Origin of the sequence: Sphingomonas rhizophila (genome assembly GCF_014396585.1) — a bacterium.
Lineage (GTDB): Bacteria > Pseudomonadota > Alphaproteobacteria > Sphingomonadales > Sphingomonadaceae > Sphingomicrobium > Sphingomicrobium rhizophilum.
This window is the reverse complement of the sequence record NZ_CP060717.1, coordinates 1,704,961-1,724,960: the sequence shown is the minus strand read 5'-3', so window position 1 is coordinate 1,724,960 and position 20,000 is coordinate 1,704,961. Positions and strand designations below refer to the sequence as shown.

Here is a 20,000-nt window from a genome sequence, read left to right as displayed (position 1 = left end):
TCAGTCCGGAACCTTGACCGGCGACAGGAAGAGTCCGCCGGCCTCTTCGCCCAGCGCCCACCGGATCTGGGCCGGAAAGTCGCCATGGCGGTCGGTCTGAAGCCGGATCTTTTCGCCGATGCGAAGCATCTCGTCACACCGGAGCCTGAACCCGCTCTTCGACAGGTCGAGGATCGTCACGGCGTGCTCGTTGCCCGAAGAATCGAGCAGCCTCGCCTGAAACTGCGTGTCGACGCGCGGCTCGCGCTTGATTTCGCCTGGCTGGCGCATGACCCCCACCAATCGCCGTTTTGCAATGTAGATTAATCAACATTAGCGAGGTTTACCAGCCTCCGCCACCCCCGGCACAGCTACGGCGTGACAACTCCCCGTCGATGGCCTCGACAAAATCTTTCAATCGAAGCGTTGCGAGGGGCAGGAAAATGCGTTGGTTCCGGCCGTGCGGCACGGCTCCTGCTTTCTGACGCGCATGGTTTGAACCGTCGACGCCTGCCCTTAATTGAGTGCTCCTTTTTCCCGGGAGCCGTGCGCGTGTCTGCCAGTCCGTTGAAAATGCATCGTTATCGGCTCCCTTCGCTTGGTATGCAGGTGATGGTGGCCATGGCGTTGGGGCTGGCCCTTGGCCTCGCCGCACGGTCGTGGGGTGACGCGGTGCCGTGGCTCCAGCCGTCGCTGGAGACGATAGGGTCGAGCTTCATCCAGTTGTTGAAGGCGCTGGTGCCGCCGCTGGTCGTCACTGCGATCATCGCCAGTATCGCCGACCTTGGACAGGTCCGGAATGGCGCGCGGCTGGCGGCCCGGACCCTGATGTGGTTCGCGATCACCGCCGCGGCATCGGTGACGATCGGCCTTGTCGTGGCGACAATCATTCAACCCGGCCATCACAGCAGCGTTGCCGCGGCGGCCGCAGCGCCTACCACCACGGGCGGCTGGTTCGATTTTCTCAAGGGCCTGATCCCGTCCAATTTCCTCGGCCTGTCCGCGTCGACCACCACGACCGATGGTGCAGCGAAGACCAGCCTGTCGTTCAACGTGCTGCAACTGGTCGTCATCTCCATTGCCGTCGGCATCGCCGCTGTGCGCGCGGGCGAGGCGGGGCGGGCATTCACCGACTTCGTTCGCTCGGGCCTGGCGATCGTCCGCGTCGTGCTCGGGTGGGTGCTCCGGCTCGTTCCGCTCGGCACCGTCGGCCTGTTCGGCAATGCCGTCGCCAAATATGGCTGGGACACGCTGGCTTCGCTCGGCACGTTCGCAGCGGCGGTCTACATCGGTCTCGGGCTCGTACTGTTCGGGCTTTACCCGCTCCTGCTCCTGGCCAAGGGCCTGTCGCCTCGGCGGTTCTTTGCCGAAGTCTGGCCGGCGATCCAGGTCGGGTTCGTGTCACGGTCGTCGATCGGCACCTTGCCCGTCACCGAAGAGCGCACGATCAGCCTTGGCGTGCCCCGCAGCTATGCCGCGTTCGCCGTGCCGTTAGGCGCGACCACCAAAATGGACGGGTGCGCGTCGATCTACCCGGCAGTCGCGGCGCTGTTCGTGGCGCAATATTACGGCCTCGACCTCGGCCCCGCGCAGTATCTGCTGATCGGACTGGTGTCGGTGCTCGGCTCGGCGGCCACCGCGGGGGTGACGGGGGCGACGGTCATGCTGACCCTGACGTTATCGACGCTCGGCCTGCCGCTGGAAGGCGCCGGCCTATTGTTGGCGATCGACCCGATCATCGACATGGGCCGGACCGCGGTGAACGTCGCCGGGCAGGCGCTGGTGCCCTATCTCGTGGCGAAGGAGGAAGGCTTGCTGGACGAGGGGGAGGCGGAACCGGACGGGGCACTGGTGCGCGCCTGAACATCCGAGTCGTGACGAGGCGGCGCGGCTGCGCTAGAGGCGCGGCAAACCTGCTGAATAGGAACGATACTTGTCACTCTACGCCCGCTATTCCGCCCTGCTGGACGGCACTCTCGATGACCTGGTCGCGGCCGGCACGCTGCCTGCCGACGCCAACCGCAAGCCGGTGGCGGTCGAGCCGCCGCGCGATCCGGCGCATGGCGACCTTGCCACCAATGCCGCGATGGTCCTGTCGAAGGCCGCCGGCACCAACCCGCGCGCGCTTGCCGAGCAGTTGAAGCCGCGGCTCGAGGCACTGCCCGGCGTGACCTCGGTCGAGATCGCCGGTCCCGGTTTCATCAACCTTCGCCTTGCCGACGACGCGTGGCGCGACGAGTTGGCCGCGATCATCGCCGAGGAGGCCTATGGCCGGTCGAACGTCGGCAGCGGCGAACGGGTCAACGTGGAATATGTCTCGGCCAACCCGACCGGGCCGATGCACATGGGCCATTGCCGCGGCGCGGTGGTCGGCGACGCGCTCGCCAATGTGCTGGAAGCTGCGGGCTTCGACGTACTGCGCGAATATTATGTCAACGACGCGGGCAGCCAGGTCGACACGCTCGCCCGGTCCGCACACCTCCGCTACCGCGAGGCGCTGGGGGAGAATATCGGCGAGATCCCCGAAGGCCTCTATCCCGGCGACTATCTGAAGCCGGTCGGCGACCTGCTCGCCGCAGAATTCAGCGACACCTATGTCGGCAAGCCCGAAGCGGAATGGCTCGGCCTGTTCAAGCAACGCACCGTTGCGGCGATGATCGAACTCATCAAGCACGACCTTGGCCTGTTGGGCATCCATCACGACCTGTTCGCGTCGGAGGCCGAACTGCAGGCGTCGGGCGGGGTCGAGGCGGCCGAGCGGACCCTGCGCGACAAGGGCTTGGTCTATGAAGGCGTGCTCGAAGCGCCCAAGGGCGAGGTGCCCGACGACTGGGAGCCGGTCGAGCTGACCCTGTTCCGATCGACGCAGTTCGGCGACGACCAGGACCGGCCGATGAAGAAGTCGGACGGCAGCTGGACCTATTTCGGCGCCGACGCAGCCTATCATCTGCAAAAGGCGGCCAAGGCCGACCATCTGGTCAACATCTGGGGCGCCGACCACGCCGGGACGGTCAAGCGCGTCCAGGCGGCGGTCAAGGCGCTGACCGACGGCCGCGTCGATCTCGACGTCAAAATCGTCCAGATGGTCAAGCTGCTTCGCGCCGGCGAGCCGATCAAGATGTCGAAGCGCTCCGGCAACTTCGTCACGCTGGCCGATGTTGTGCGCGAAGTCGGCAAGGATGTCGTCCGCTTCATGATGCTGACGCGCCGCGCCGACGCGCCGCTGGAATTCGATTTCGCCAAGGTGGTCGAGGCGTCGAAGGACAACCCGGTGTTCTACGTCCAGTACGCCCACGCCCGCATCGCCTCGCTCCAGCGCAAGGCGGCGGAAGCGGGGATCGCGCTCGATGGACCGGCCGATCTCGAGCGGCTCGACGCCGAGGAACTCGGGCTGGTCAAACTGCTGGCGACCTACCCGCGCGTGCTGGAGGGCGCGGCACTGGCGCATGAGCCGCACCGAATTGCCTTCTATCTCTACGACCTCGCCGCCGCGTTCCACGCGTTGTGGAATCGCGGGAACGACGATCCGTCGAGGCGCTTCCTGGTCGAGGACGATCACGCGCTGACCCGCGCCCGGATCGAGCTGGCGCGGGGCGTCCAACGCATCCTTCGCTCCGGCCTGGCGTTGATGGGCGTGGACGCTGCCGAGGAGATGCGCTGAGGTGAGTGACGTTCGCCAGATGGGCGACACGGACCGCCTGCCGTGGCTCGAGCCCTATCGCGACAGGCCGCGAGAGCGGGCCGCGCCCGTGCCGGTGGCGGTGGCGCGCGATTCGAAGGCAGCCTCGGCGGGCCATTACGTCCGGGTCCCGATGTGGCTGTTGCTCGCACTCGGCGCAGTGGTGCTCGGCGTGGCCGGCTATTTCATCGGCCGGAGCGCCAACCCGCAGTCGGGCCAGTCGGTGACCACCGAATTGCCGCAGGCGACCTTGCCCTATCATTCGCTAGACGAGCTTGCCAACGAGCAGGCTCCACCGCCACCGCCCGTGGTGGACGAGGCCGATCCGCCCGCGGCGACCGTTGCCGCGCCGGTCGCGAAAGCACCTGCGCCCGTGGTGAAAAAGGCGGCACCAAAGAAGGCGGTCTCCCGGTCCAGGACACCCAAAGCCACGCGCCAGCCGCCGGTCAGCGCACCCGTCGCCACGCCGCCCCCGGCGCCGGTCCAGCGGCCGCGCTTCGTGATGCGCTATTCACCGGCGCCGGCCGCCGGAAGACCGGGGCAGGTTATCGAGATCGGCCGCTACACCAATCCGCGCATCGCCGACGCGATGTATCGCCGGGCGGTGTGGCGCTATCCCTACCTCGGCCGTCTCAGCAAGGTGGTGACGCCGACCGCGACGGCCGGTCGGCGTCCGGTTTACGCCCTCAGGCTCGGCACCGGATCGCGCAGCCATGCGCGGACTCTGTGCCGCAACCTGGTGTCGATCGGTTATCCCTGCGCGGTGGTCTGAGCGAATTTCGGGGCTTCCTCGCGCCCCGAATTGCGATAGGGATTTGACCCTTCGCGGGTGGGAATTGGAATGACGATGAACGACGGCCGGGCGTATGACGATCAGGGGCTGCCCTGGCTGGAAGCGGTCGATGACGAGGACGGCCAGCGCGTCGTTTCCGCCGGCAAGATGCTGGCCGCGGTAGTCATCGTTCTCGTCGCGGCGGCGATCGTCGCCGGCACCTTTTTCCTGATGGGCCGAAACGACCCGGCAGTCGGTGGGGCGCCCGAGCTGATCAAGGCCGAGCCGGGACCCTATAAGGTCAAACCGGATGACCCCGGTGGCCTCGACGTCGCCGGCGACAGCGGCACCGCCTTTGCCACTAGCGCAGGCGAGGATTCGGACGCGGCGCTGGCCGGACAGCCGGCAACGCCGGTTGCCGAGCCTGATCCGGTGAAGACCCCGCCAAGCGAGGTGAAGAAGCCCGCCGAGCCCAAGCCCGAGCCCGCCTCTCCGGTCGCGGGCGGGCCGTCGATCCAGCTCGGCGCCTACGCCTCGACGATCAAGGCGGAAACGGCATGGAAGCTGTTGTCCGGCCGGTTCAGCAGCGTCGCCGCGCTCGACAAGCAGATAATCCCCGCAACCGTCGGCGGGAAGACTATCTATCGCCTCCGCGCCGCCGGATCGGCCGACGCTACCCGCGCCGCATGCTCGGCCCTCAAATCGGCAGGGGAAAGCTGCCTCCCGGTGAACTGATGCAGGCGGCGATTTACGGCCTTGCCGGGTTCGAGATGACGGCAGACGAAGTGGCTTTCTTCCGCGACGCCAAACCGGCCGGCTACATCCTGTTCCGCCGCAATTGCGAGACTCGCGACCAGATGCGGCGGCTGACAGACTCCCTCCGCGAACTGGAAGGCGACGACAATGTCGCGATCCTGATCGACCAGGAAGGCGGCCGGGTGGCGCGGATGCGGCCGCCCGAATGGCCGGCCTTCCCATCGGGCGAAACGTTCGACAGGCTCTACCAGCTGGCCCCGTCGAGTGCGATCGAGGCGGCCCGGGTCAATGCGCGCGCCCTCGGGCTGATGCTCGACGAGGTCGGCGTTACCGTCGATTGCCTGCCGATGCTCGACGTCCGCCAGCCGGGTGCGACCGATATCGTCGGCGACCGCGCGATGGGGTCGAACCCGATGCAGGTGTCGGCGCTGGGCCGCGCCGTCCTTGACGGCCTGGCCTCTGCCGGCGTGGTCGGCGTGATCAAGCATATCCCCGGTCACGGACGTGCGCTGGTCGACAGCCATCACGAGTTGCCCGTCGTCAACGAGGGCGAGGACGATTTGGCGCAGGACCTCGAGCCGTTCGAACGCTTGCGCGACGCGGTGATGGGGATGACCAGCCACCTGCTCTACACGCAGTGGGACCCTGAGCGCCCAGCCTCGCAATCGCCGATCATCATCCACGACATCATCCGCCAGCGGATCGGCTTCGACGGATTCCTGATGTCCGACGACATCGGCATGGAAGCGCTCTACGGCGATCATGGGCAGCGCGCCGCCGCCTGCGTAGCCGCCGGGTGCGACGTCGCGCTGCATTGCGACGGCAAGATGGAGAACATGCTGTTGGTCGCCAATGCCGTCCCGGCGCTCAGCGACGAAGGATCGGCGCGGCTCGCACGGGCCATGGCCACGCGCTTCGCCCCGGCCGACGACATCAACTTCGCCGAGGCGATTACCAAGCGCGACACGCTGCTGGCGCTCGCCTGAGCGCTGCGATAGCGTGGCGGCCATGGGGGAAGACGAGGGCCAGTTCGAAGAGGTGGGCGGCGGCAGCGGCGACGATGCGCTGACGCTGAGCCTCGACGGCTGGGAAGGGCCGCTCGACCTGCTCCTAACGTTGGCGCGGCAGCAGAAGGTCGACCTCCACCAGATTTCGATCCTGGCGCTGACCGAGCAATACATCGCCTACATCGAAAGCGCCCGTGCCCTGAAGCTGGAGGTCGCCGCCGACTATCTCGTCATGGCCGCGTGGCTGGCCTACCTCAAGAGTGCGTTGCTGCTTCCCAAGGACCCGGAAATCGATCCGAGCCCGGAGGAACTGGCGCTTCGACTGCAGCTGCGGCTGCAACGGCTCGACGCCATGCGCGAGGCCGGTGCCCGCCTGCTCGGCCGCGACCGTCTGGGCCGCGACGTGTTCGCTCGCGGTGCGCCGGAAGGCCTGCGGCTGGTTCGCAAGTCGGCGTGGCAGGCCAACGCCTTCGATCTCTATGCCGCCTACGGCCGGGTTCGCGCCCGAACCCAGCCGGCCATGCACGTCGTCGCCCACCGCGCAGTGATGACGCTGGAGGATGCGATCGCGCGGGTGTCGGCGCTGCTCGGGCAGGCGCTGGACTGGACGACGCTGGAGGCGTTCCTGCCGGCCGACGCCGACCCGGCCTACCGCAGGTCGGCGCTGGCCTCGAGCTTTGTCGCCGCGCTGGAGCTGGCGCGGCAGGGCAAGCTTGACCTGTCGCAAGACGCGCCGTTCGAAGACCTTCGGCTTCGGGCGCGGGCGGCGTAATGGACGACTATGTGCGTTCAGTCGAAGCCGCGCTGTTCGCCGCCAATGGCCCGCTCAGCCTCGACGACATCGCGCTTTACGCGGGGGAGGGCGATGTCGCGGCGGCGCTGGCGAGCCTCGCCGATCATTATGCCGGTCGAGGGATCGAGCTGGTCGAGCGGGGAGGGCGCTGGCATTTCCAGACCGCGCCGGATCTTGCCCACCTGCTGCGCCGTGAACGGGAGGAGCCACGCCGGCTGTCGCGCGCCGCGACCGAAACGCTGGCGATCATCGCCTATCATGAACCGGTCAGCCGCGCGGAAATCGAGGCCATTCGCGGAGTCCAGATATCCAGGGGCACGCTGGACGTGCTGATGGAGGCAGGCTGGGTTCGGACCGCGGGCCGCCGCGAAAGCCCGGGCCGGCCGCTGACCTACGCCACCACCGCCGACTTCCTCACCCATTTCAACCTCGGATCGCGCCGCGACCTGCCGGGGATCGACGACCTCAAGGCCGCCGGACTGCTCGACCCGCTCGACGAAGAAGCGTTGCAGCTTCAACTGGAAAGTGGCGAGGATGAGGACTAGGTAGGCGTCAACACCGCTCTCGGAGAAGCATCATGGGCTCGTTCAGCCTCATTCACTGGATCATCCTGGCCGTCATCATCCTGCTGCTGTTCGGCGGGAATCGCTTCTCGGCGATGATGGGCGACGTCGCCAAGGGCCTGAAGAGCTTCAAGCAGGGCATGGCCGACGACGACGACAAGCCGCGCCAGCAGGACCCGCGCCAGCTTCCGCCCGCGCAGCAATACCAGCAGCCGCCAATCGATTTGCAGGCCCAGCCGCGTCCGTCCGATCCGGTCGGTTCCGCTCCGCCACCGCCTGCGCCGCCGCCGAGCGACGACAGCGCGCGCTAAGCGCCCAGCGGGAGCGCCGCCATGTTCGGCGTCGACACGTCGGAATTCATCGTCGTCGCCATCGTGGCGCTGCTGTTCATCGGCCCGAAGGAATTGCCGCGTGTGATGCTGTCGGTCGGCCGCTGGGTCGGGCGGGCCCGCGGTTATGCGCGACACTTCACCGCCGGAATCGAGAATGTGATGCGCGAGGCGGAACTTGAGGAAATGGACCGCAAGTGGCGCGAGCAGAATGAGCGGATCCTCGCCCAATATCCCGCCGACGGCCACTATCCGGAGCCTGAGGCGGTCCCCGCCGACCCGGCGTCGGTAATGCTGCCCAGCGTCATGCCGACCCCGCCGGCCGAGGCCTTCGAGGACGAGCCAACCCTTCCGCTGGAGGCGCCCGCCGCCCGGACGACGATCCGCGCCCGCCGCTTGAACGGCCGCTGCCATGATCGACGACATCGACGACACCAAGGCCCCGCTGATCGATCATTTGATCGAGCTTCGTAAACGGCTGTTGTGGAGCGTGCTCACCCTGCTCGCCGCCTTCTTCGTCTGCCTCTACTTCGCCAAGCCGATCTTCGCCGTGCTGGTGCAGCCGTTGCTGGCGGCGGGGCAGGGCAAGCTCATCTACACCGACATCTTCGAGGCCTTTTTCGTGGAGGTGAAGGTCGCCTTCTTCGCCGCGCTGATGATCGGCTTTCCGATGTTCGCGACCCAGTTGTGGCGGTTCGTCGCACCGGGACTCTATGCCAAGGAGAAGCGGGCCTTCCTGCCGTTCCTGTTGATGACGCCCTTCTTCTTCGCGGCGGGCGCAGCCTTTGCCTACTTCGTCGCCATGCCGTGGGCGCTCAAGTTCCTGCTCGGCTTCGAAGGGAATATCGGCGGGGTTGAGCAGGAGGCCTTGCCGGCGATCGGCAACTATCTGTCGTTCGTGACCCGCTTCCTGTTCGGATTCGGCGTCGCCTTCCTGATGCCGGTGCTGTTGATGGTGCTGGAACGGGCTGGCATCGTCACCGTACAGCAACTCGCAAAGTCACGGCGCTATGCGATCGTCGCCTCGGCGGCGATTGCCGCGGTGCTGACGCCGCCGGACGTGGTGTCGATGCTGCTGATGCTCGTGCCGCTCTACTCGCTGTACGAATTCGCGATTCTCTCTATCCGTCTCACGCACTGGCGCGCGTCACGCGCCAAAGTCGCGGATGATTCGGAGGTTGTTGAGGAGGCCCAGACGAATGTGGGCCCGGAAACGCCACCGGGGGGGGGAGGGTTGGCGGTTCCGGGCCCATTTGATCGGATAGCGAGAGCGGGGGGGCAAAAGGTCACTATCCGAAGCTTAAAACGTCCGGTTTTCCGCCACGGTTCCCCGGTTTTAAAAAAAAACTTTACGTCCTTGGCGTTCGACCCCGTACCCGCCGTTCCATGGGCGGGAAGACGGGAACGTCGAGCGAATATGTACCGAGTTTACGATCGAGCGGCGCCCGCAATTGGCGGGCCAAGGCCTCGACGATCCGCTCGAACTGCTTGCGCTCGTTGCTGTCCATGTTTCGTTCGAGCAGGCCTGAGCTGGTCAGTGACAACCGGGCGGTCAGCTCGCTCGATCGCCGCAACGAGATTTCCACCGGCTGGGCTCCGGCATGGAGCATTGCATATTCGACGACCTCGGTGATCAGGAAGGCTGCGGCGACCGCGACATCCTGCGTGGTGGAAACCTGGTCGAGCTCGAGTTCGAGCCGGATCGGCGTGGTGCCCTCGGGTGTCGAGCCGCGCAGTCCGGAAGCCAGTTCGGTCAGCAAGGGCCGAAGGGCGATGCCCTGGTTTTCCTCGAGTTCGGCGTAGTGGTTGCGGTGGACGACCGACAATGCGTCGACCCGCCGCCCGATCGCCGCATAAGCTGCCTTCGCCTCGGCTCCGTCCGCGGTGCGGCCGTGGATGCTGAGCAGCGACGCGATGACCTGCAGGTTGTTTTTCACGCGGTGATGGACTTCGCGCACCAGGCGGGTTTGGCCTTCAAGGGCTTCGGCCATTTGCCGCTCGCTTCGGTCAATCCGCTCCACCGCGCGGCTGAAGGCGTCCGCGAGTTCGCGGATTTCCATCGCGGGCCCCAGGCCCTCCGGCATTGCCAATCCCGCTTCTGACCCGGGCTGAAAATCGACCACCGCCCGCTGCAACCGCCGGAGCGGCACGATCAGCAAGCGGTGCACGAGCCACCAACTGATGATGGCCGCCAAGGCCCACATCAGGACCGGTAGCAGGATCATCAGCCGCTCGATCGTGCTGATCGATCGCTGGCGAAGGGTGTAACGGACGGTCAGGTCGCCGTTGCCGGCGGAAATGTCCTGGCGGACAATCTTGTCGTCGGCCCCGGACACCCGCTTGAACACGTCCATGACGATCCGTTGATCGTCGATCTGGATATGGTCGATGGTATCGAATGACGCGCCAATGGCGCCGCGTATCTCCGACAGGGTCAAGCGGGTCGTGGCGCTGCCGCCGGGAACGCCCACCCGGACCAGCAACGATTTGCCGTCGCGCGCCACCCATTCGCGAATGTCACCGGGCGCCAGCAAGGGCGGACGATCGAGGTCGCGATAGTCGCCCACCGCGCAGATGGGGGTGCCGGCGCTGTCCTCCAGCTCGAAGCTTCGAGCGACCGCCGGAGCGATGGCGAGGATCCGCCGCGCTTCGGCGCATACCGGCCCGCCGCCGGCGCGAAGGTTGGCGTTGGCAGCAACACGAAGCGCGAGGGCGTTGCGCGCGATCAGCCCATTCAGTGCTTCGGTGGTGACGTGCGCTTCCCGGACGCTGCTCTCGCGAATGACGCGCCCGGCTTCGCGCAACCCGTTGACCGCGCTGAACACCAGCGCCGCCCCGATCGGGAGCAGCGCGACCGTCAGCAGTAGCAGGATCTTGGCGGGTGTTGGCAGCGACCGGAGGTGGTCAGAAAGGGTCATGGCGCCACCCGCGGCGCGTCAGTCGAGCTTGCGCAGCAGGTCGAGAAAGTCGTCGGGGACGGATTCACGAAGCGTGTCATCGTACACGGTGCGGAGGGCGCGGCCGACCGGCGACGTCTTGTCGCGAGCGGTCTTGTTTGCGCGGTCACTGCCCACTTTTCCTCGAGCCCGCTCCTCGCTCTTCTTCGAACCACTCAACCTCTCATCCCCCTCCGGCGCGCCATTCGCATGCCATGCGCACCCTCACTCAAACCAAACACGGACAAGAGGCCTTTCGCCGCTTCGCATTGCAGCACTATGGGGCGCTTGCCAGCTCGTCAATGTCGCCAAATTTAACAACGGAGCCGAGCGGGAAACCAAATGGCCGGTGCTTTGTTCCACCGTCAGACGCCGCGGGCCGGGGATTGTCACTTTCTGTGACATCAGGGGCGCAATTTCCTCCGCGGGTTGCATCAACCCAACGTCGCGCCCACAACGCGGGCGTAACATTTCGGAGTCGTATCACTCATGTCGCTTGGCCAAGATCTCGCCCGCACCTGCCGTTTCTTCGCCGCTATGCCCGGGCCCTGACCGGCAGCCAGGCGCATGGCGACAACTTCGTCCGAGCCACCCTTGAAACCATCGTCGCCAGCCCCGAAAGCTTCCCTCGTGAGGTCGATCCGCGGCTCGGCCTCTATCGTACCTTCCACGCCATCTGGTCGAGCGCGAACATCGAGGAAGGCGACGAGCCGACGAACAGCATCGATGGTAACGAGGGCATCGCCCATGCCCGCCTGTCGCGGATCACGCCGCTGTCGCGCCAGGCGCTCCTGCTCACCAGCCTCGAAGGGTTTTCCAACGAGGACGTCGCCTACCTGATCGACGCTTCGCCCGAGGACGTGGAATCGTTGGTCGCCGAAGCGCTTGCGGAGATCGAGCGCCAGACCCATGCCGACGTGCTGATCATCGAGGATGAGCCGATCATCGCGATGGACATCGAGACCATTGTTCGCGATCTTGGTCACAACGTCACCGGCGTTGCCGTGACCCGCGACGAAGCGGTGGCTCAGGCGCGCAAGGCTCCCCCGGGACTGGTGCTAGCCGACATCCAGCTTGCCGACGACAGCTCGGGCATCGACGCGGTCAAGGATATCCTGGCCGAATTCTCGGTGCCGGTAATCTTCATCACGGCCTTCCCAGAACGCCTGCTGACCGGCTCGCGCCCCGAACCGACCTTCCTCATCACCAAGCCCTTCCAGCGCGCGACGGTGAAGGCGGCGATCAGCCAGGCGTTGTTCTTCGACACGGCGACTGTCCCGGCGGGCTGATCCGTAACGCTCGCGGAACCCTTCGCGAATCCGCCGCGTTGGCGCCCCGTAACTGATCTGAGGAATCTTATGGCCGAGCAGCCCGAACATCTGACCGGGACCGAAGCGCGTGAGGGCACGGGCCCCAGCAGCATGCGTTATGTTCTGTTCGGCGGGCTGGTCCTCGTCGTGGTCATCTTTGCCGTCATATTGTTTGCAGCGCGCTAGCGCCCTACATTCAGGCATCCAGCGAAACAGAAATCTCAGCGGCCATGGCAATGGGCGCGAACGAGGGGTGGGGTAACAGCGTGGCGGAATTCGAAGAAGACGACGAGCCTGCGGAGGCGCCGGTCGAACTCGTCCCGCTGCCGGACGACGAGTTCAAGGACCAGCTCGCCCAGGTCATCCCGCATCTTCGCGCGTTCGGCCGTTCGCTGTCGGGCAGCCGCGACCTTGCCGACGACCTTGTCCAGGAAACGCTGCTGAAGGCGTGGGCGGCGCGCAAGCGCTTCCAGGCCGGCACCAACATGCGGGCGTGGACCTTCATCATCCTTCGCAACCTGTTTCTCAGCCAGATGCGCCGCGCCCGGTTCAAGGGCGAATGGGACGATGTCACCGCAGCCAAGATTCTCGCCGCGCCGGCCAGCCAGGACCGGCATATCGAGCTTGGCGACATGCAGCGCGCCTTGATGCAATTGCCGCAGCCGCAACGCGAAGCACTGATCCTCGTCGGTGCAGGTGGTTTCGCCTACGAAGAAGCCGCGGAAATCTGCGGTTGCGCGGTCGGCACGATCAAGAGCCGCGTCGCTCGTGGCCGCGTCGCTCTCGAAGCGTTGCTGACCGGCAGCGGCCTGCCGTCGCGCCGTCAGCACCAGACGGATCCCAACCGCTCGGCGCTGCAATCCATCATGGGTCAGGTGGACGAATTGAGCCGCGACCGCGACTGACGTCGCTAGATGCGGCGGAGCAGTGCTTCGAACTCGTCGTCGCGATCGCTGTCGACGGTCTCAAATGCGCGGCGAAGCGCGGCCGCGATTCCCTGCTGGTTCGAAGCCGACTCGAGCAGGATGGGCCGGCGGTCGCCGCCGGTCCTGTGATTTTCGTCGAACATTCGAAGTCTCTGCATCGTAAGAAAATAACGCCTTTGCGCCCCGCTGGTTTCGTAGCGGCCGGAATTGCGCCATGACCAGATCGATGCCTTCCGTGGACGAACAGCAGCATAAGCGGGATGCTCGCCAGGACGCGCTGGACAGGGCGCGTCGTTTCAGTCCCTTTCTCCGCGAGGCCATGGCCGCGCTTCCGGACGTCGCGGAGACGTTCCTTCGCGACGGAAGCGACAGCGCGATCGCAGGCGTTCCCCTGCTCAACGGCGACAGCGTCGCCACGACGCTTCGGCGCCAACGGCATGCACTGGCGCTGGCCGTCGCGCTTGGCGACCTGTCCGGCGAACTGCCGCTGGAGGCGGTGACCGCGCATTTGTCCGCCTTCGCCGACCGCGCGCTGGATGAGGCGCTGAAAGCGGCCATGCTGGAACGGACCCCGGACGAGCAACCGCGCGGGATCGCGGTGCTCGCCTTGGGCAAGCTCGGAAGCCGTGAACTCAACTATTCCTCCGACGTCGACCTGTTGCTGCTGTTCGACCAGGCGACCATGCCCCGTCGCCCGCGTGACGATGCCGGGGAAGCCGCGGTGCGGATCGGCCGCCGATTTATGGAACTGATGCAGCAGCGCACGCATGACGGCTATGTCCAGCGGGTCGACCTGCGCCTTCGGCCGTCGCCCGAGGTGACGCCCATCGTACTGCCCGTCGACGCGGCCATCTCCTATTATGAAAGCCAGGCGCTGCCGTGGGAGCGGGCTGCCTTCATCCGCGCCCGCGCCTGCTCCGGCGATCTCGACCTCGGCAACCGCTTCTTGGCCGAAATACAGCCGTTCATCTGGCGACGCGCGCTCGACTTCGGCGCGATCGAGGAAATTCGCGACATCTCGCTGCGCATCCGCGACCACTACGCGCAGGGACAGGGCTTCGGTCCCGGATTCGACCTGAAGCGCGGGCGCGGCGGAATCCGCGAGGCGGAATTCTTTACCCAGGTCCAGCAGTTGATCCACGGCGGCCGCGATCCCTCCTTGCGCGCGCCGGCGACACTGGATGCGCTGGCGGCATTGCAGTCGGCGGACATGCTGGCGCCGGACGTGGCGACGGGGATCGGTGACGCCTATCGTGCGCTGCGGACCGCCGAACACAGGGTGCAGATGATCGACGACCGCCAGGATCATCGCCTTCCGGTCGATCCCGCGGCCCTGGAGGCGGTCGCCAACCTCGATGGCCATGCTGATGGGGCCGCCCTGCTCGATTTTCTCCGGCCGCACGTCGACTTCGTCGGCGCGCAGTTTGACGGGCTGGTCACGGACCGGGGCGGGCGCTTGTCGAACGATCCCGACATCCTTCGGTCGGAGGTCGAAGCGCTCGGCTTCCCCGATCCTGACGAGGCCGCTCGGCGGGTCGCGGATTGGCGCACCGCCAAGGCCCGTTCACTGCGCTCGCAGCCCGCCCGTCACGCGTTCGAGGCGATGCTGCCGACCCTGCTCAAGGCGATTGCCGCCGGCCCCGACCCGGGTCACGCGCTCAATCGGTTCAGCGATATCGTCGAGCGGCTGTCGAGCGGAGTCAATTTCTTCCGGCTGCTGGAAGCTCGGCCGCGACTTGCCGAGTTGCTCGCGCTGATCCTGACCCACGCGCCGGTGCTGGCCGACCAGTTGGCGCTGCGGCCGACGCTGCTGGACGGGCTGATCGACGAGTCCAGCTTCGCCCCGCCGCCCGACGCGGAAACGCTGACGGAGCGCTTCCGCCGGGCGATCGCCGGACTGCCGCTTGACCAGGCCCTCGACCAGGTCCGGCGGCTGGTGGGCGAGCGCCGCTTCGCGCTCGGGGTCCAGCTGATCGCCGCGCACCGCGATCCGATCGTCATCACCGCCGGCTACAGCGATCTAGCAGAAGCATCGGTGATTGCGTTGGCGGAAGCGACCACGCGCGAATTCGAAGCCAGTAATGGCCGTGTGCCTGGCGGTGAACTGGTCATTCTCGCCCTCGGCCGGTTCGGCGGGCGGGCGCTCACCCACGCCAGCGACCTCGACCTGATCATGCTGTTCGACGCTCCGGAAGGAGCGGTGTCGGACGGACCGCGGTCGATCCCGGCCACCGATTATTTCAATCGCCTCGCGGCGCGGATCATTTCGTCCCTCAACGTCCAGACCGGGGCGGGCCGCTGTACGACGTCGACACCCGCCTCCGGCCGCAGGGGGCGCAGGGGATGCTCGCCGTCAGCCTCGCCGCCTTCGATCGCTACCAGCGCGAGGATGCCTGGACGTGGGAGCATATGGCGCTGTGCCGTGCCCGCCCCTGACGGGCTCCGGTGCGCTCCGCGAAAAGGTGCGGACGATCATCCACGCGATCCTGTGTATGCCGAGAGACCCGGCCAAGACGCGAACCGACGCAGCACAGATGAGGCGGGAAATGGCGCGTCACAAACCGCCTGCGGGAGACCTCGACATCAAGCTCGGTCCGGGCGGCCTGGTCGACCTTGAGTTTGCGGTCCACACGCTGCAACTGATCCATCACCAGGGCCTCGATCCGAAGCTCGAGAACGCGATTGCGGGTCTGGTCGCCGCCGGACTGATCGATGGGGAGGCCGATCCCGATCTTCGCCTGCTGACGAGGATGCTGGTCGTGCTTCGGCTGATGGGTTCGGAGGCGGCGATGGCCCCGGCCGATCAGTCGCGGCAATTGGTGGCGTCGTTATGCGGGGCCGACGATTGGACGGCGCTGCTTGCCGCCGCCGGCGCTGCCCGGCAGAGGAACTCGGCGCGCTGGGCCGCGGTGCAGGAGGGACGATGATGGTTGAAGTCGGAAGCAAGGCGCCGGCGATCTCGGCGACGCTGAGCGATGGAACGTCGCTGGACATCGGCAAGCCCGGTTCGCCGCTGGTCATCTATTTCTATCCTAAGGACGACACCACCGGCTGCACGCGCGAGGCGCAGGATTTCACTGCCCTCGCTGCGGACTTCGCCAGGGCCGGGACCAGGGTCGTCGGCGTCTCCCGCGACCCGATGAAGAAGCATGACAAGTTCATCGCCAAATATGACCTCGCCGTTCCGCTCGCCTCGGACGAGGATGGAGCGATCAGCGACGCCTTCGGGACGTGGGTCGAAAAGTCGATGTATGGGCGGAAATACATGGGAATGGAGCGCTCGACCTTCCTCATCGCCGCCGACGGCACGATTGTTCGCGAATGGCGCAAGGTGAAGGTCGCCGGCCACGCCGCCGAGGTTCTGGAGGCGACGCGCGCCCTAGGATGACACGCCGCGCCCGGCGAGGAAGGCGAGGATCGCGTCCGCCTGCCGCATCGATGACGGGACCGGTGTCGGGTCGAGCGACCGCTCGAACGCGGCGCGTTGCAGCGGTTCGAATTGCGGCTGCAACGATGCAGCGCGGTCCAATGCTCCTGCCAGCTCCGACGGATCGTCGATCACCTGGCCGAACTGCCAGTGAGTGTACTGCTCCTTGCCGCGCCAGTCGGCGTGGTCGAGGTTGAGGAAGATGCACGGCCGCTGCTGGCGGATGAACTCGTAGACCTGGCTCGACGCGTCGCCGATGTAGACGTCCGCCCCTTGAGTATAGCTCATGTCGATCGACCGGATGCTGCCCCGGTCGATGCGAACGTTGGGCGCATCGCTGGAAACGTCCGGCCCGCCTTTCAACTTGACGTGCGGCGCGACGACGAAATTCCAGCCGGGAATGCCCTCCATCGCCCGGACCATCGCCGGTCCATGATCGAACCAGGTCGACCCCGGCGCCTTGGCGTGCGGATTGTAGAGTGCGACCGACCGGTCGTCGGCGAACAGCCGCCCGGCCGGTGCGATCAGCTCGAACTTGGCGTAGCCGACGACGGCGATGTTGTCGTCGCGGCCCAGCCCCTTTTCGATCAGCCTTGCCTTGTCCTTTGGGCCATTGACGAGCGTGAAGTCGTAAAGACGATGATTTGGGTTGTAGCCGACAACGCTGTCGCCGGCGCCATGCTTCAGGTGGATCATCGGCACCCCGAACCACGGCAGGCGTTTCAGGATGCTGCTGCTGGTCTCGGTGGTGACGACTGCGTCGAACCGCGCCAGCAGCGGCGAATAGAGCAGTGCCACCAACCCTCTTGGCGGAGGCGAGAACAAGCCATCGCGCTTGTGCGACGGGGTCGGCAAATATCGGATTCGAAGGCGCTTCTTGGGATCGAACCGCCGGATGAGGTCCAGGCTGGCCTTGCTCGCGCTCAGCACGCTGACCTCGACCCCGGGGCGCGCCGCCAGCGCCAGCGCGCCGGGCAGCCAGTGCAGGTGCTGGTGGGCCTCGGCCAGCGCGAGATAGGCGATGCGGATCATCGGCCGCGGCGGTAAAGGCAGGGCGACAGCGCAGCAAGGGTTGCGCTTGAAGCCGCGTCCCCGGCCATGCTAGCGGCGCTGCCAAGTCGAACCGCCGTCAAGGACCGCCCGTGGCCGAATTCACCCTTCCGAAGAACAGCAAGATTGCCAAGGGCCGCGCCCACAAGGGCGATGGCGGCAAGCGGCCGAAGACGTTCAAGGTTTATCGTTACGACCCCGACAGCGGCGCAAACCCGCGCTACGACACCTACACCATCGACCTCGACAAGACCGGGCCGATGGTTCTCGACGCGATCATCAAGATCAAGAACGAGATCGATCCGACCCTGACCTTCCGCCGCTCGTGTCGCGAGGGCATCTGCGGGTCGTGCGCGATGAACATGAACGGCAAGAATGGCCTCGCCTGCACCACCGCGATCGAGGATTGCGCGGGCGAGGTGCGGATCACGCCGCTGCCGCACATGGAGGTGGTCAAGGACCTGGTTCCCGACATGACCCACTTCTACGCGCAATATGCCTCGATCCAGCCGTGGCTGAAGTCGTCGACGCCCGAACCGTCGGGCAAGGAACGCTTCCAGTCGCCCGAGGACCGCGCCAAGCTCGACGGGCTGTACGAGTGTATCCTGTGCGCCTGCTGCTCGACCAGCTGCCCCAGCTATTGGTGGAACAGCGACAAGTTCCTCGGCCCCGCGATCCTGCTTCAGGCCTATCGCTGGCTGGTCGACAGCCGCGACGAGGCGACCGGCGAGCGGCTCGACCAGCTCGAGGACCCGTTCCGCCTGTATCGGTGCCATACCATCATGAACTGCGCCAACGTCTGCCCGAAGGGGTTGAACCCGGCCAAGGCGATTGCCGAGACGAAAAAGCTCGTAGCTGAACGCGCCGCCTGATGACGGAAACGCCGCGCCTGCCCAATGGCGCGCAACCCGATCCCGACCACGAAGGCTGGTATAGCTGGGGCGATTTCCCGCGCGGGAGCTTCGCCGCTGCGACCGGCCGGCTGATCTTCCGGCCGACCGGAGAGGGAACGGCCGAAGTCCGCATGTTCCCGACCGAGGCGCACCAGAACATGGGCGGGTCGATCCACGGCGGCGCGGTGATGAGCTTCACCGACATGGCGCTGTTCGCCGGGGGGCGCTGCGCCGGCATGGCCGAAGGGCATTACGTCACGCTCGACATGCACACCCGTTTCCTGGCACGCGGCGCCATCGGCAAGCCGCTGACGGCCCACGTCCGGCTGGTCCGGCAGACGGCGGGCGGCATCGTCTTCCTGTCGGGCTTTCTCGAGCAGGACGGCGCCCCCTGCTATGATTTCACCGGCACGCTGAAAAAGATCTCTCCGCGCGCCAAGAGCGCCGACGGCGATTCCAGCGACGATGCCCAGCGTCGCTGACGCCTATGCCGCGCTGGTCGCGGCGGGCGAGGTCAAGGACGATCCGGACCAGCGCAAGGCGGCGGCGGCGCTCGACCGCTTCGCCGCTGACCTCGCCGGGACCAACGCCGGATTCCTGAAAAAGCTGTTCGGCAAGGCGCGACCCCCGTGCGGTGTCTACCTGTGGGGCGGGGTCGGGCGCGGCAAGTCGATGCTGATGGACCTGGCGTTCGACCACATCGATGTCGAGCCCAAGCGCCGCACCCATTTCGCGCCGTTCATGCTGGAGGTGCATGATCGGCTGCGCGAGGCACGGACCGGCGAGGATGGCGATCCGGTGATCAAGGTCGCCCGGGACATCGCCGACAGCGTCCGCTTCCTCGCGTTCGACGAGATGATGGTCACCAACCCGGCCGACGCGATGATCATGTCGCGGCTATTCACGCAACTGCTCGACGCCGGGGTGGGGCTGGTGACGACGTCCAACCGTCCGCCGTCGGACCTCTACAAGGACGGGCTCAACCGGCAGTTGTTCCTTCCGTTCATAGCCCTGATCGAGCAGCGGCTGCAGGTCGTTTCGCTCAACGGCCCGATCGATTACCGCCTTGATCGACTGGCAGGGCTGGATACGTGGTACGTGCCGAACGGCCCGGCCGCGACCGAGGCGCTGCGGGAAGCCTTCTTCCGGCTGACCGACTATCCGGTCGAGGACAGCCTGCACGTCCCGACCGAGGAACTCGACGTCGGCGGCGGGCGCACGATGTTCGTTCCCAAGTCCCTGAAGGGCGTCGCGGTCTTCTCGTTCAAGCGGCTGTGCGGCGAAGCACGCGGCGCGGCCGACTATCTCGCAATCGCCAGGCGCTTTCACACCGTGATCATCGTCGGCATCCCGAAGATGACGCGCGAGATGCGCAACGAGGCGGCGCGCTTCGTCACGCTGATCGACGCGCTGTACGAACATAAGGTCAAGCTGCTCGCCGCCGCGGACGCAGAGCCCGCGGAGCTTTACCCGTCAGGCGACGGCAATTTCGAATTCCAGCGCACCGTCAGCCGGCTCGAGGAAATGCAGAGTGTCGATTACCTCGGCGAGGGCCACGGTCTGGCCTTTTAGCAAAAGGG

General features: G+C 66.4%; 20 protein-coding genes and 3 pseudogenes. 18 read left to right on the top strand and 5 right to left on the bottom strand.

What is annotated here, in order from left to right:
- A complete protein-coding gene (locus tag H9L12_RS08895) occupies positions 1–270 on the bottom strand; it encodes a PilZ domain-containing protein (RefSeq protein ID WP_187541439.1) in 270 nt (89 codons plus the stop codon).
- A 330-nt stretch (positions 271–600) separates the two neighbouring features.
- On the opposite strand from H9L12_RS08895, the gene H9L12_RS08890 reads away from it, so the two are divergent.
- From H9L12_RS08890 to tatC, 10 genes and pseudogenes are all read left to right on the top strand, one after another.
- Positions 601–1,842 (top strand): dicarboxylate/amino acid:cation symporter, encoded by a 1,242-nt coding sequence (locus H9L12_RS08890; RefSeq protein ID WP_246450315.1) that lies wholly within the window; start codon positions 601–603, stop codon positions 1,840–1,842.
- Positions 1,843–1,912: 70 nt separating this feature from the next.
- The gene (gene argS, locus H9L12_RS08885; RefSeq protein WP_187541437.1) at positions 1,913–3,640 is read left to right on the top strand and encodes an arginine--tRNA ligase; all 1,728 of its coding nucleotides are present in this window, start codon (positions 1,913–1,915) and stop codon (positions 3,638–3,640) included.
- Position 3,641: 1 nt separating this feature from the next.
- Positions 3,642–4,430, top strand: coding sequence for a hypothetical protein (locus H9L12_RS08880; RefSeq protein ID WP_187541436.1), 789 nt, complete (start codon positions 3,642–3,644; stop codon positions 4,428–4,430).
- A 75-nt stretch (positions 4,431–4,505) separates the two neighbouring features.
- Entirely contained in the window at positions 4,506–5,165 is a 660-nt protein-coding gene (locus H9L12_RS08875) for an SPOR domain-containing protein (protein WP_187541435.1), read from the top strand.
- Entirely contained in the window at positions 5,165–6,172 is a 1,008-nt protein-coding gene (nagZ, locus tag H9L12_RS08870) for a beta-N-acetylhexosaminidase (protein WP_187543235.1), read from the top strand. Before H9L12_RS08875 ends, nagZ begins: the two co-directional genes overlap by 1 nt.
- A gap of 22 nt (positions 6,173–6,194) precedes the next feature.
- Positions 6,195–6,965: a segregation and condensation protein A gene (locus H9L12_RS08865; RefSeq protein ID WP_187541434.1), complete on the top strand. Its 771-nt coding sequence runs from the start codon at positions 6,195–6,197 to the stop codon at positions 6,963–6,965.
- Positions 6,965–7,531 (top strand): SMC-Scp complex subunit ScpB, encoded by a 567-nt coding sequence (gene scpB, locus H9L12_RS08860; protein WP_187541433.1) that lies wholly within the window; start codon positions 6,965–6,967, stop codon positions 7,529–7,531. Before H9L12_RS08865 ends, scpB begins: the two co-directional genes overlap by 1 nt.
- Before the next feature lie 32 nt (positions 7,532–7,563).
- Positions 7,564–7,860, top strand: a complete 297-nt coding sequence (locus H9L12_RS08855) for a twin-arginine translocase TatA/TatE family subunit (RefSeq protein WP_187541432.1) — start codon at positions 7,564–7,566, stop codon at positions 7,858–7,860.
- Positions 7,861–7,881: 21 nt separating this feature from the next.
- Positions 7,882–8,352 carry a Sec-independent protein translocase subunit TatA/TatB gene (locus tag H9L12_RS08850; RefSeq protein WP_187541431.1) on the top strand — a complete coding sequence of 157 codons (471 nt, stop codon included), beginning with the start codon at positions 7,882–7,884 and terminating at the stop codon, positions 8,350–8,352.
- Positions 8,291–9,049, top strand: a pseudogene (gene tatC / locus H9L12_RS13615) (twin-arginine translocase subunit TatC); the annotation flags it as partial. The gene H9L12_RS08850 and the pseudogene tatC, both read left to right, overlap by 62 nt.
- Positions 9,050–9,227: 178 nt before the next feature.
- Here the strand turns inward: tatC and H9L12_RS13610 are convergent.
- Together H9L12_RS13610 and H9L12_RS08840 are read right to left on the bottom strand one after the other, a co-directional pair.
- Positions 9,228–10,796, bottom strand: coding sequence for a sensor histidine kinase (locus H9L12_RS13610; RefSeq protein WP_246450313.1), 1,569 nt, complete (start codon positions 10,794–10,796; stop codon positions 9,228–9,230).
- 18 nt (positions 10,797–10,814) lie between these two features.
- On the bottom strand, positions 10,815–10,994 hold the full coding sequence (locus H9L12_RS08840) for a NepR family anti-sigma factor (RefSeq protein WP_187541429.1): 180 nt from the start codon (positions 10,992–10,994) through the stop codon (positions 10,815–10,817).
- Positions 10,995–11,303: 309 nt separating this feature from the next.
- On the opposite strand from H9L12_RS08840, the pseudogene H9L12_RS08835 reads away from it, so the two are divergent.
- The 3 genes and pseudogenes from H9L12_RS08835 to H9L12_RS08825 all read left to right on the top strand — a co-directional run bounded on the left by H9L12_RS08835 (position 11,304) and on the right by H9L12_RS08825 (position 13,029).
- A pseudogene (locus H9L12_RS08835) lies at positions 11,304–12,103 on the top strand (response regulator).
- 69 nt (positions 12,104–12,172) lie between these two features.
- The gene (locus H9L12_RS08830) at positions 12,173–12,310 is read left to right on the top strand and encodes a hypothetical protein (protein ID WP_187541428.1); all 138 of its coding nucleotides are present in this window, start codon (positions 12,173–12,175) and stop codon (positions 12,308–12,310) included.
- 44 nt (positions 12,311–12,354) lie between these two features.
- Positions 12,355–13,029, top strand: a complete 675-nt coding sequence (locus H9L12_RS08825; RefSeq protein WP_425506772.1) for a sigma-70 family RNA polymerase sigma factor — start codon at positions 12,355–12,357, stop codon at positions 13,027–13,029.
- A gap of 5 nt (positions 13,030–13,034) precedes the next feature.
- Here the strand turns inward: H9L12_RS08825 and H9L12_RS08820 are convergent, their stop codons facing one another.
- A complete protein-coding gene (locus H9L12_RS08820) occupies positions 13,035–13,193 on the bottom strand; it encodes a hypothetical protein (protein ID WP_187541427.1) in 159 nt (52 codons plus the stop codon).
- Positions 13,194–13,276: 83 nt separating this feature from the next.
- Between H9L12_RS08820 and H9L12_RS08815 the strand changes: the two are divergent.
- Positions 13,277–15,977: pseudogene (locus H9L12_RS08815) on the top strand (bifunctional [glutamine synthetase] adenylyltransferase/[glutamine synthetase]-adenylyl-L-tyrosine phosphorylase).
- Positions 15,977–16,438 (top strand): peroxiredoxin, encoded by a 462-nt coding sequence (locus H9L12_RS08810; protein ID WP_187543232.1) that lies wholly within the window; start codon positions 15,977–15,979, stop codon positions 16,436–16,438. The pseudogene H9L12_RS08815 and the gene H9L12_RS08810 overlap by 1 nt, the downstream one beginning before the upstream one ends.
- Here H9L12_RS08810 and H9L12_RS08805 read toward each other — a convergent pair.
- Positions 16,430–17,509 carry a CDP-glycerol glycerophosphotransferase family protein gene (locus H9L12_RS08805; protein WP_187541426.1) on the bottom strand — a complete coding sequence of 360 codons (1,080 nt, stop codon included), beginning with the start codon at positions 17,507–17,509 and terminating at the stop codon, positions 16,430–16,432. The genes H9L12_RS08810 and H9L12_RS08805 overlap by 9 nt on opposite strands.
- A gap of 110 nt (positions 17,510–17,619) precedes the next feature.
- Between H9L12_RS08805 and H9L12_RS08800 the strand changes: the two genes are divergently transcribed.
- The 3 genes from H9L12_RS08800 to zapE are packed head-to-tail and all read left to right on the top strand — an operon-like array spanning position 17,620 to position 19,992.
- Positions 17,620–18,399, top strand: a complete 780-nt coding sequence (locus tag H9L12_RS08800) for a succinate dehydrogenase iron-sulfur subunit (RefSeq protein ID WP_187541425.1) — start codon at positions 17,620–17,622, stop codon at positions 18,397–18,399.
- Positions 18,399–18,902, top strand: a complete 504-nt coding sequence (locus H9L12_RS08795; RefSeq protein WP_187541424.1) for a PaaI family thioesterase — start codon at positions 18,399–18,401, stop codon at positions 18,900–18,902. Before H9L12_RS08800 ends, H9L12_RS08795 begins: the two co-directional genes overlap by 1 nt.
- Positions 18,886–19,992, top strand: coding sequence for a cell division protein ZapE (zapE, locus tag H9L12_RS08790; protein WP_187541423.1), 1,107 nt, complete (start codon positions 18,886–18,888; stop codon positions 19,990–19,992). The genes H9L12_RS08795 and zapE overlap by 17 nt, the downstream gene beginning before the upstream one ends.
- The last annotated feature ends 8 nt before the right edge of the window (positions 19,993–20,000 follow it).

Bases quoted from the DNA above. Each gene is read 5' to 3' on its own strand.
- H9L12_RS08855 (WP_187541432.1), top strand. From the start codon at position 7,564: ATGGGCTCGTTCAGCCTCATTCACTGGATCATCCTGGCCGTCATCATC.
- H9L12_RS08875 (WP_187541435.1), top strand. From the start codon at position 4,506: ATGAACGACGGCCGGGCGTATGACGATCAGGGGCTGCCCTGGCTGGAA.
- scpB (WP_187541433.1), top strand. From the start codon at position 6,965: ATGGACGACTATGTGCGTTCAGTCGAAGCCGCGCTGTTCGCCGCCAAT.
- H9L12_RS08810 (WP_187543232.1), top strand. From the start codon at position 15,977: ATGGTTGAAGTCGGAAGCAAGGCGCCGGCGATCTCGGCGACGCTGAGC.
- nagZ (WP_187543235.1), top strand. From the start codon at position 5,165: ATGCAGGCGGCGATTTACGGCCTTGCCGGGTTCGAGATGACGGCAGAC.
- zapE (WP_187541423.1), top strand. From the start codon at position 18,886: ATGCCCAGCGTCGCTGACGCCTATGCCGCGCTGGTCGCGGCGGGCGAG.
- H9L12_RS13610 (WP_246450313.1), bottom strand. From the start codon at position 10,796: ATGACCCTTTCTGACCACCTCCGGTCGCTGCCAACACCCGCCAAGATC.
- H9L12_RS08830 (WP_187541428.1), top strand. From the start codon at position 12,173: ATGGCCGAGCAGCCCGAACATCTGACCGGGACCGAAGCGCGTGAGGGC.
- H9L12_RS08795 (WP_187541424.1), top strand. From the start codon at position 18,399: ATGACGGAAACGCCGCGCCTGCCCAATGGCGCGCAACCCGATCCCGAC.
- H9L12_RS08850 (WP_187541431.1), top strand. From the start codon at position 7,882: ATGTTCGGCGTCGACACGTCGGAATTCATCGTCGTCGCCATCGTGGCG.
- H9L12_RS08865 (WP_187541434.1), top strand. From the start codon at position 6,195: ATGGGGGAAGACGAGGGCCAGTTCGAAGAGGTGGGCGGCGGCAGCGGC.
- H9L12_RS08895 (WP_187541439.1), bottom strand. From the start codon at position 270: ATGCGCCAGCCAGGCGAAATCAAGCGCGAGCCGCGCGTCGACACGCAG.
- H9L12_RS08805 (WP_187541426.1), bottom strand. From the start codon at position 17,509: ATGATCCGCATCGCCTATCTCGCGCTGGCCGAGGCCCACCAGCACCTG.
- H9L12_RS08825 (WP_425506772.1), top strand. From the start codon at position 12,355: ATGGCAATGGGCGCGAACGAGGGGTGGGGTAACAGCGTGGCGGAATTC.
- H9L12_RS08820 (WP_187541427.1), bottom strand. From the start codon at position 13,193: ATGTTCGACGAAAATCACAGGACCGGCGGCGACCGCCGGCCCATCCTG.
- H9L12_RS08890 (WP_246450315.1), top strand. From the start codon at position 601: ATGGCGTTGGGGCTGGCCCTTGGCCTCGCCGCACGGTCGTGGGGTGAC.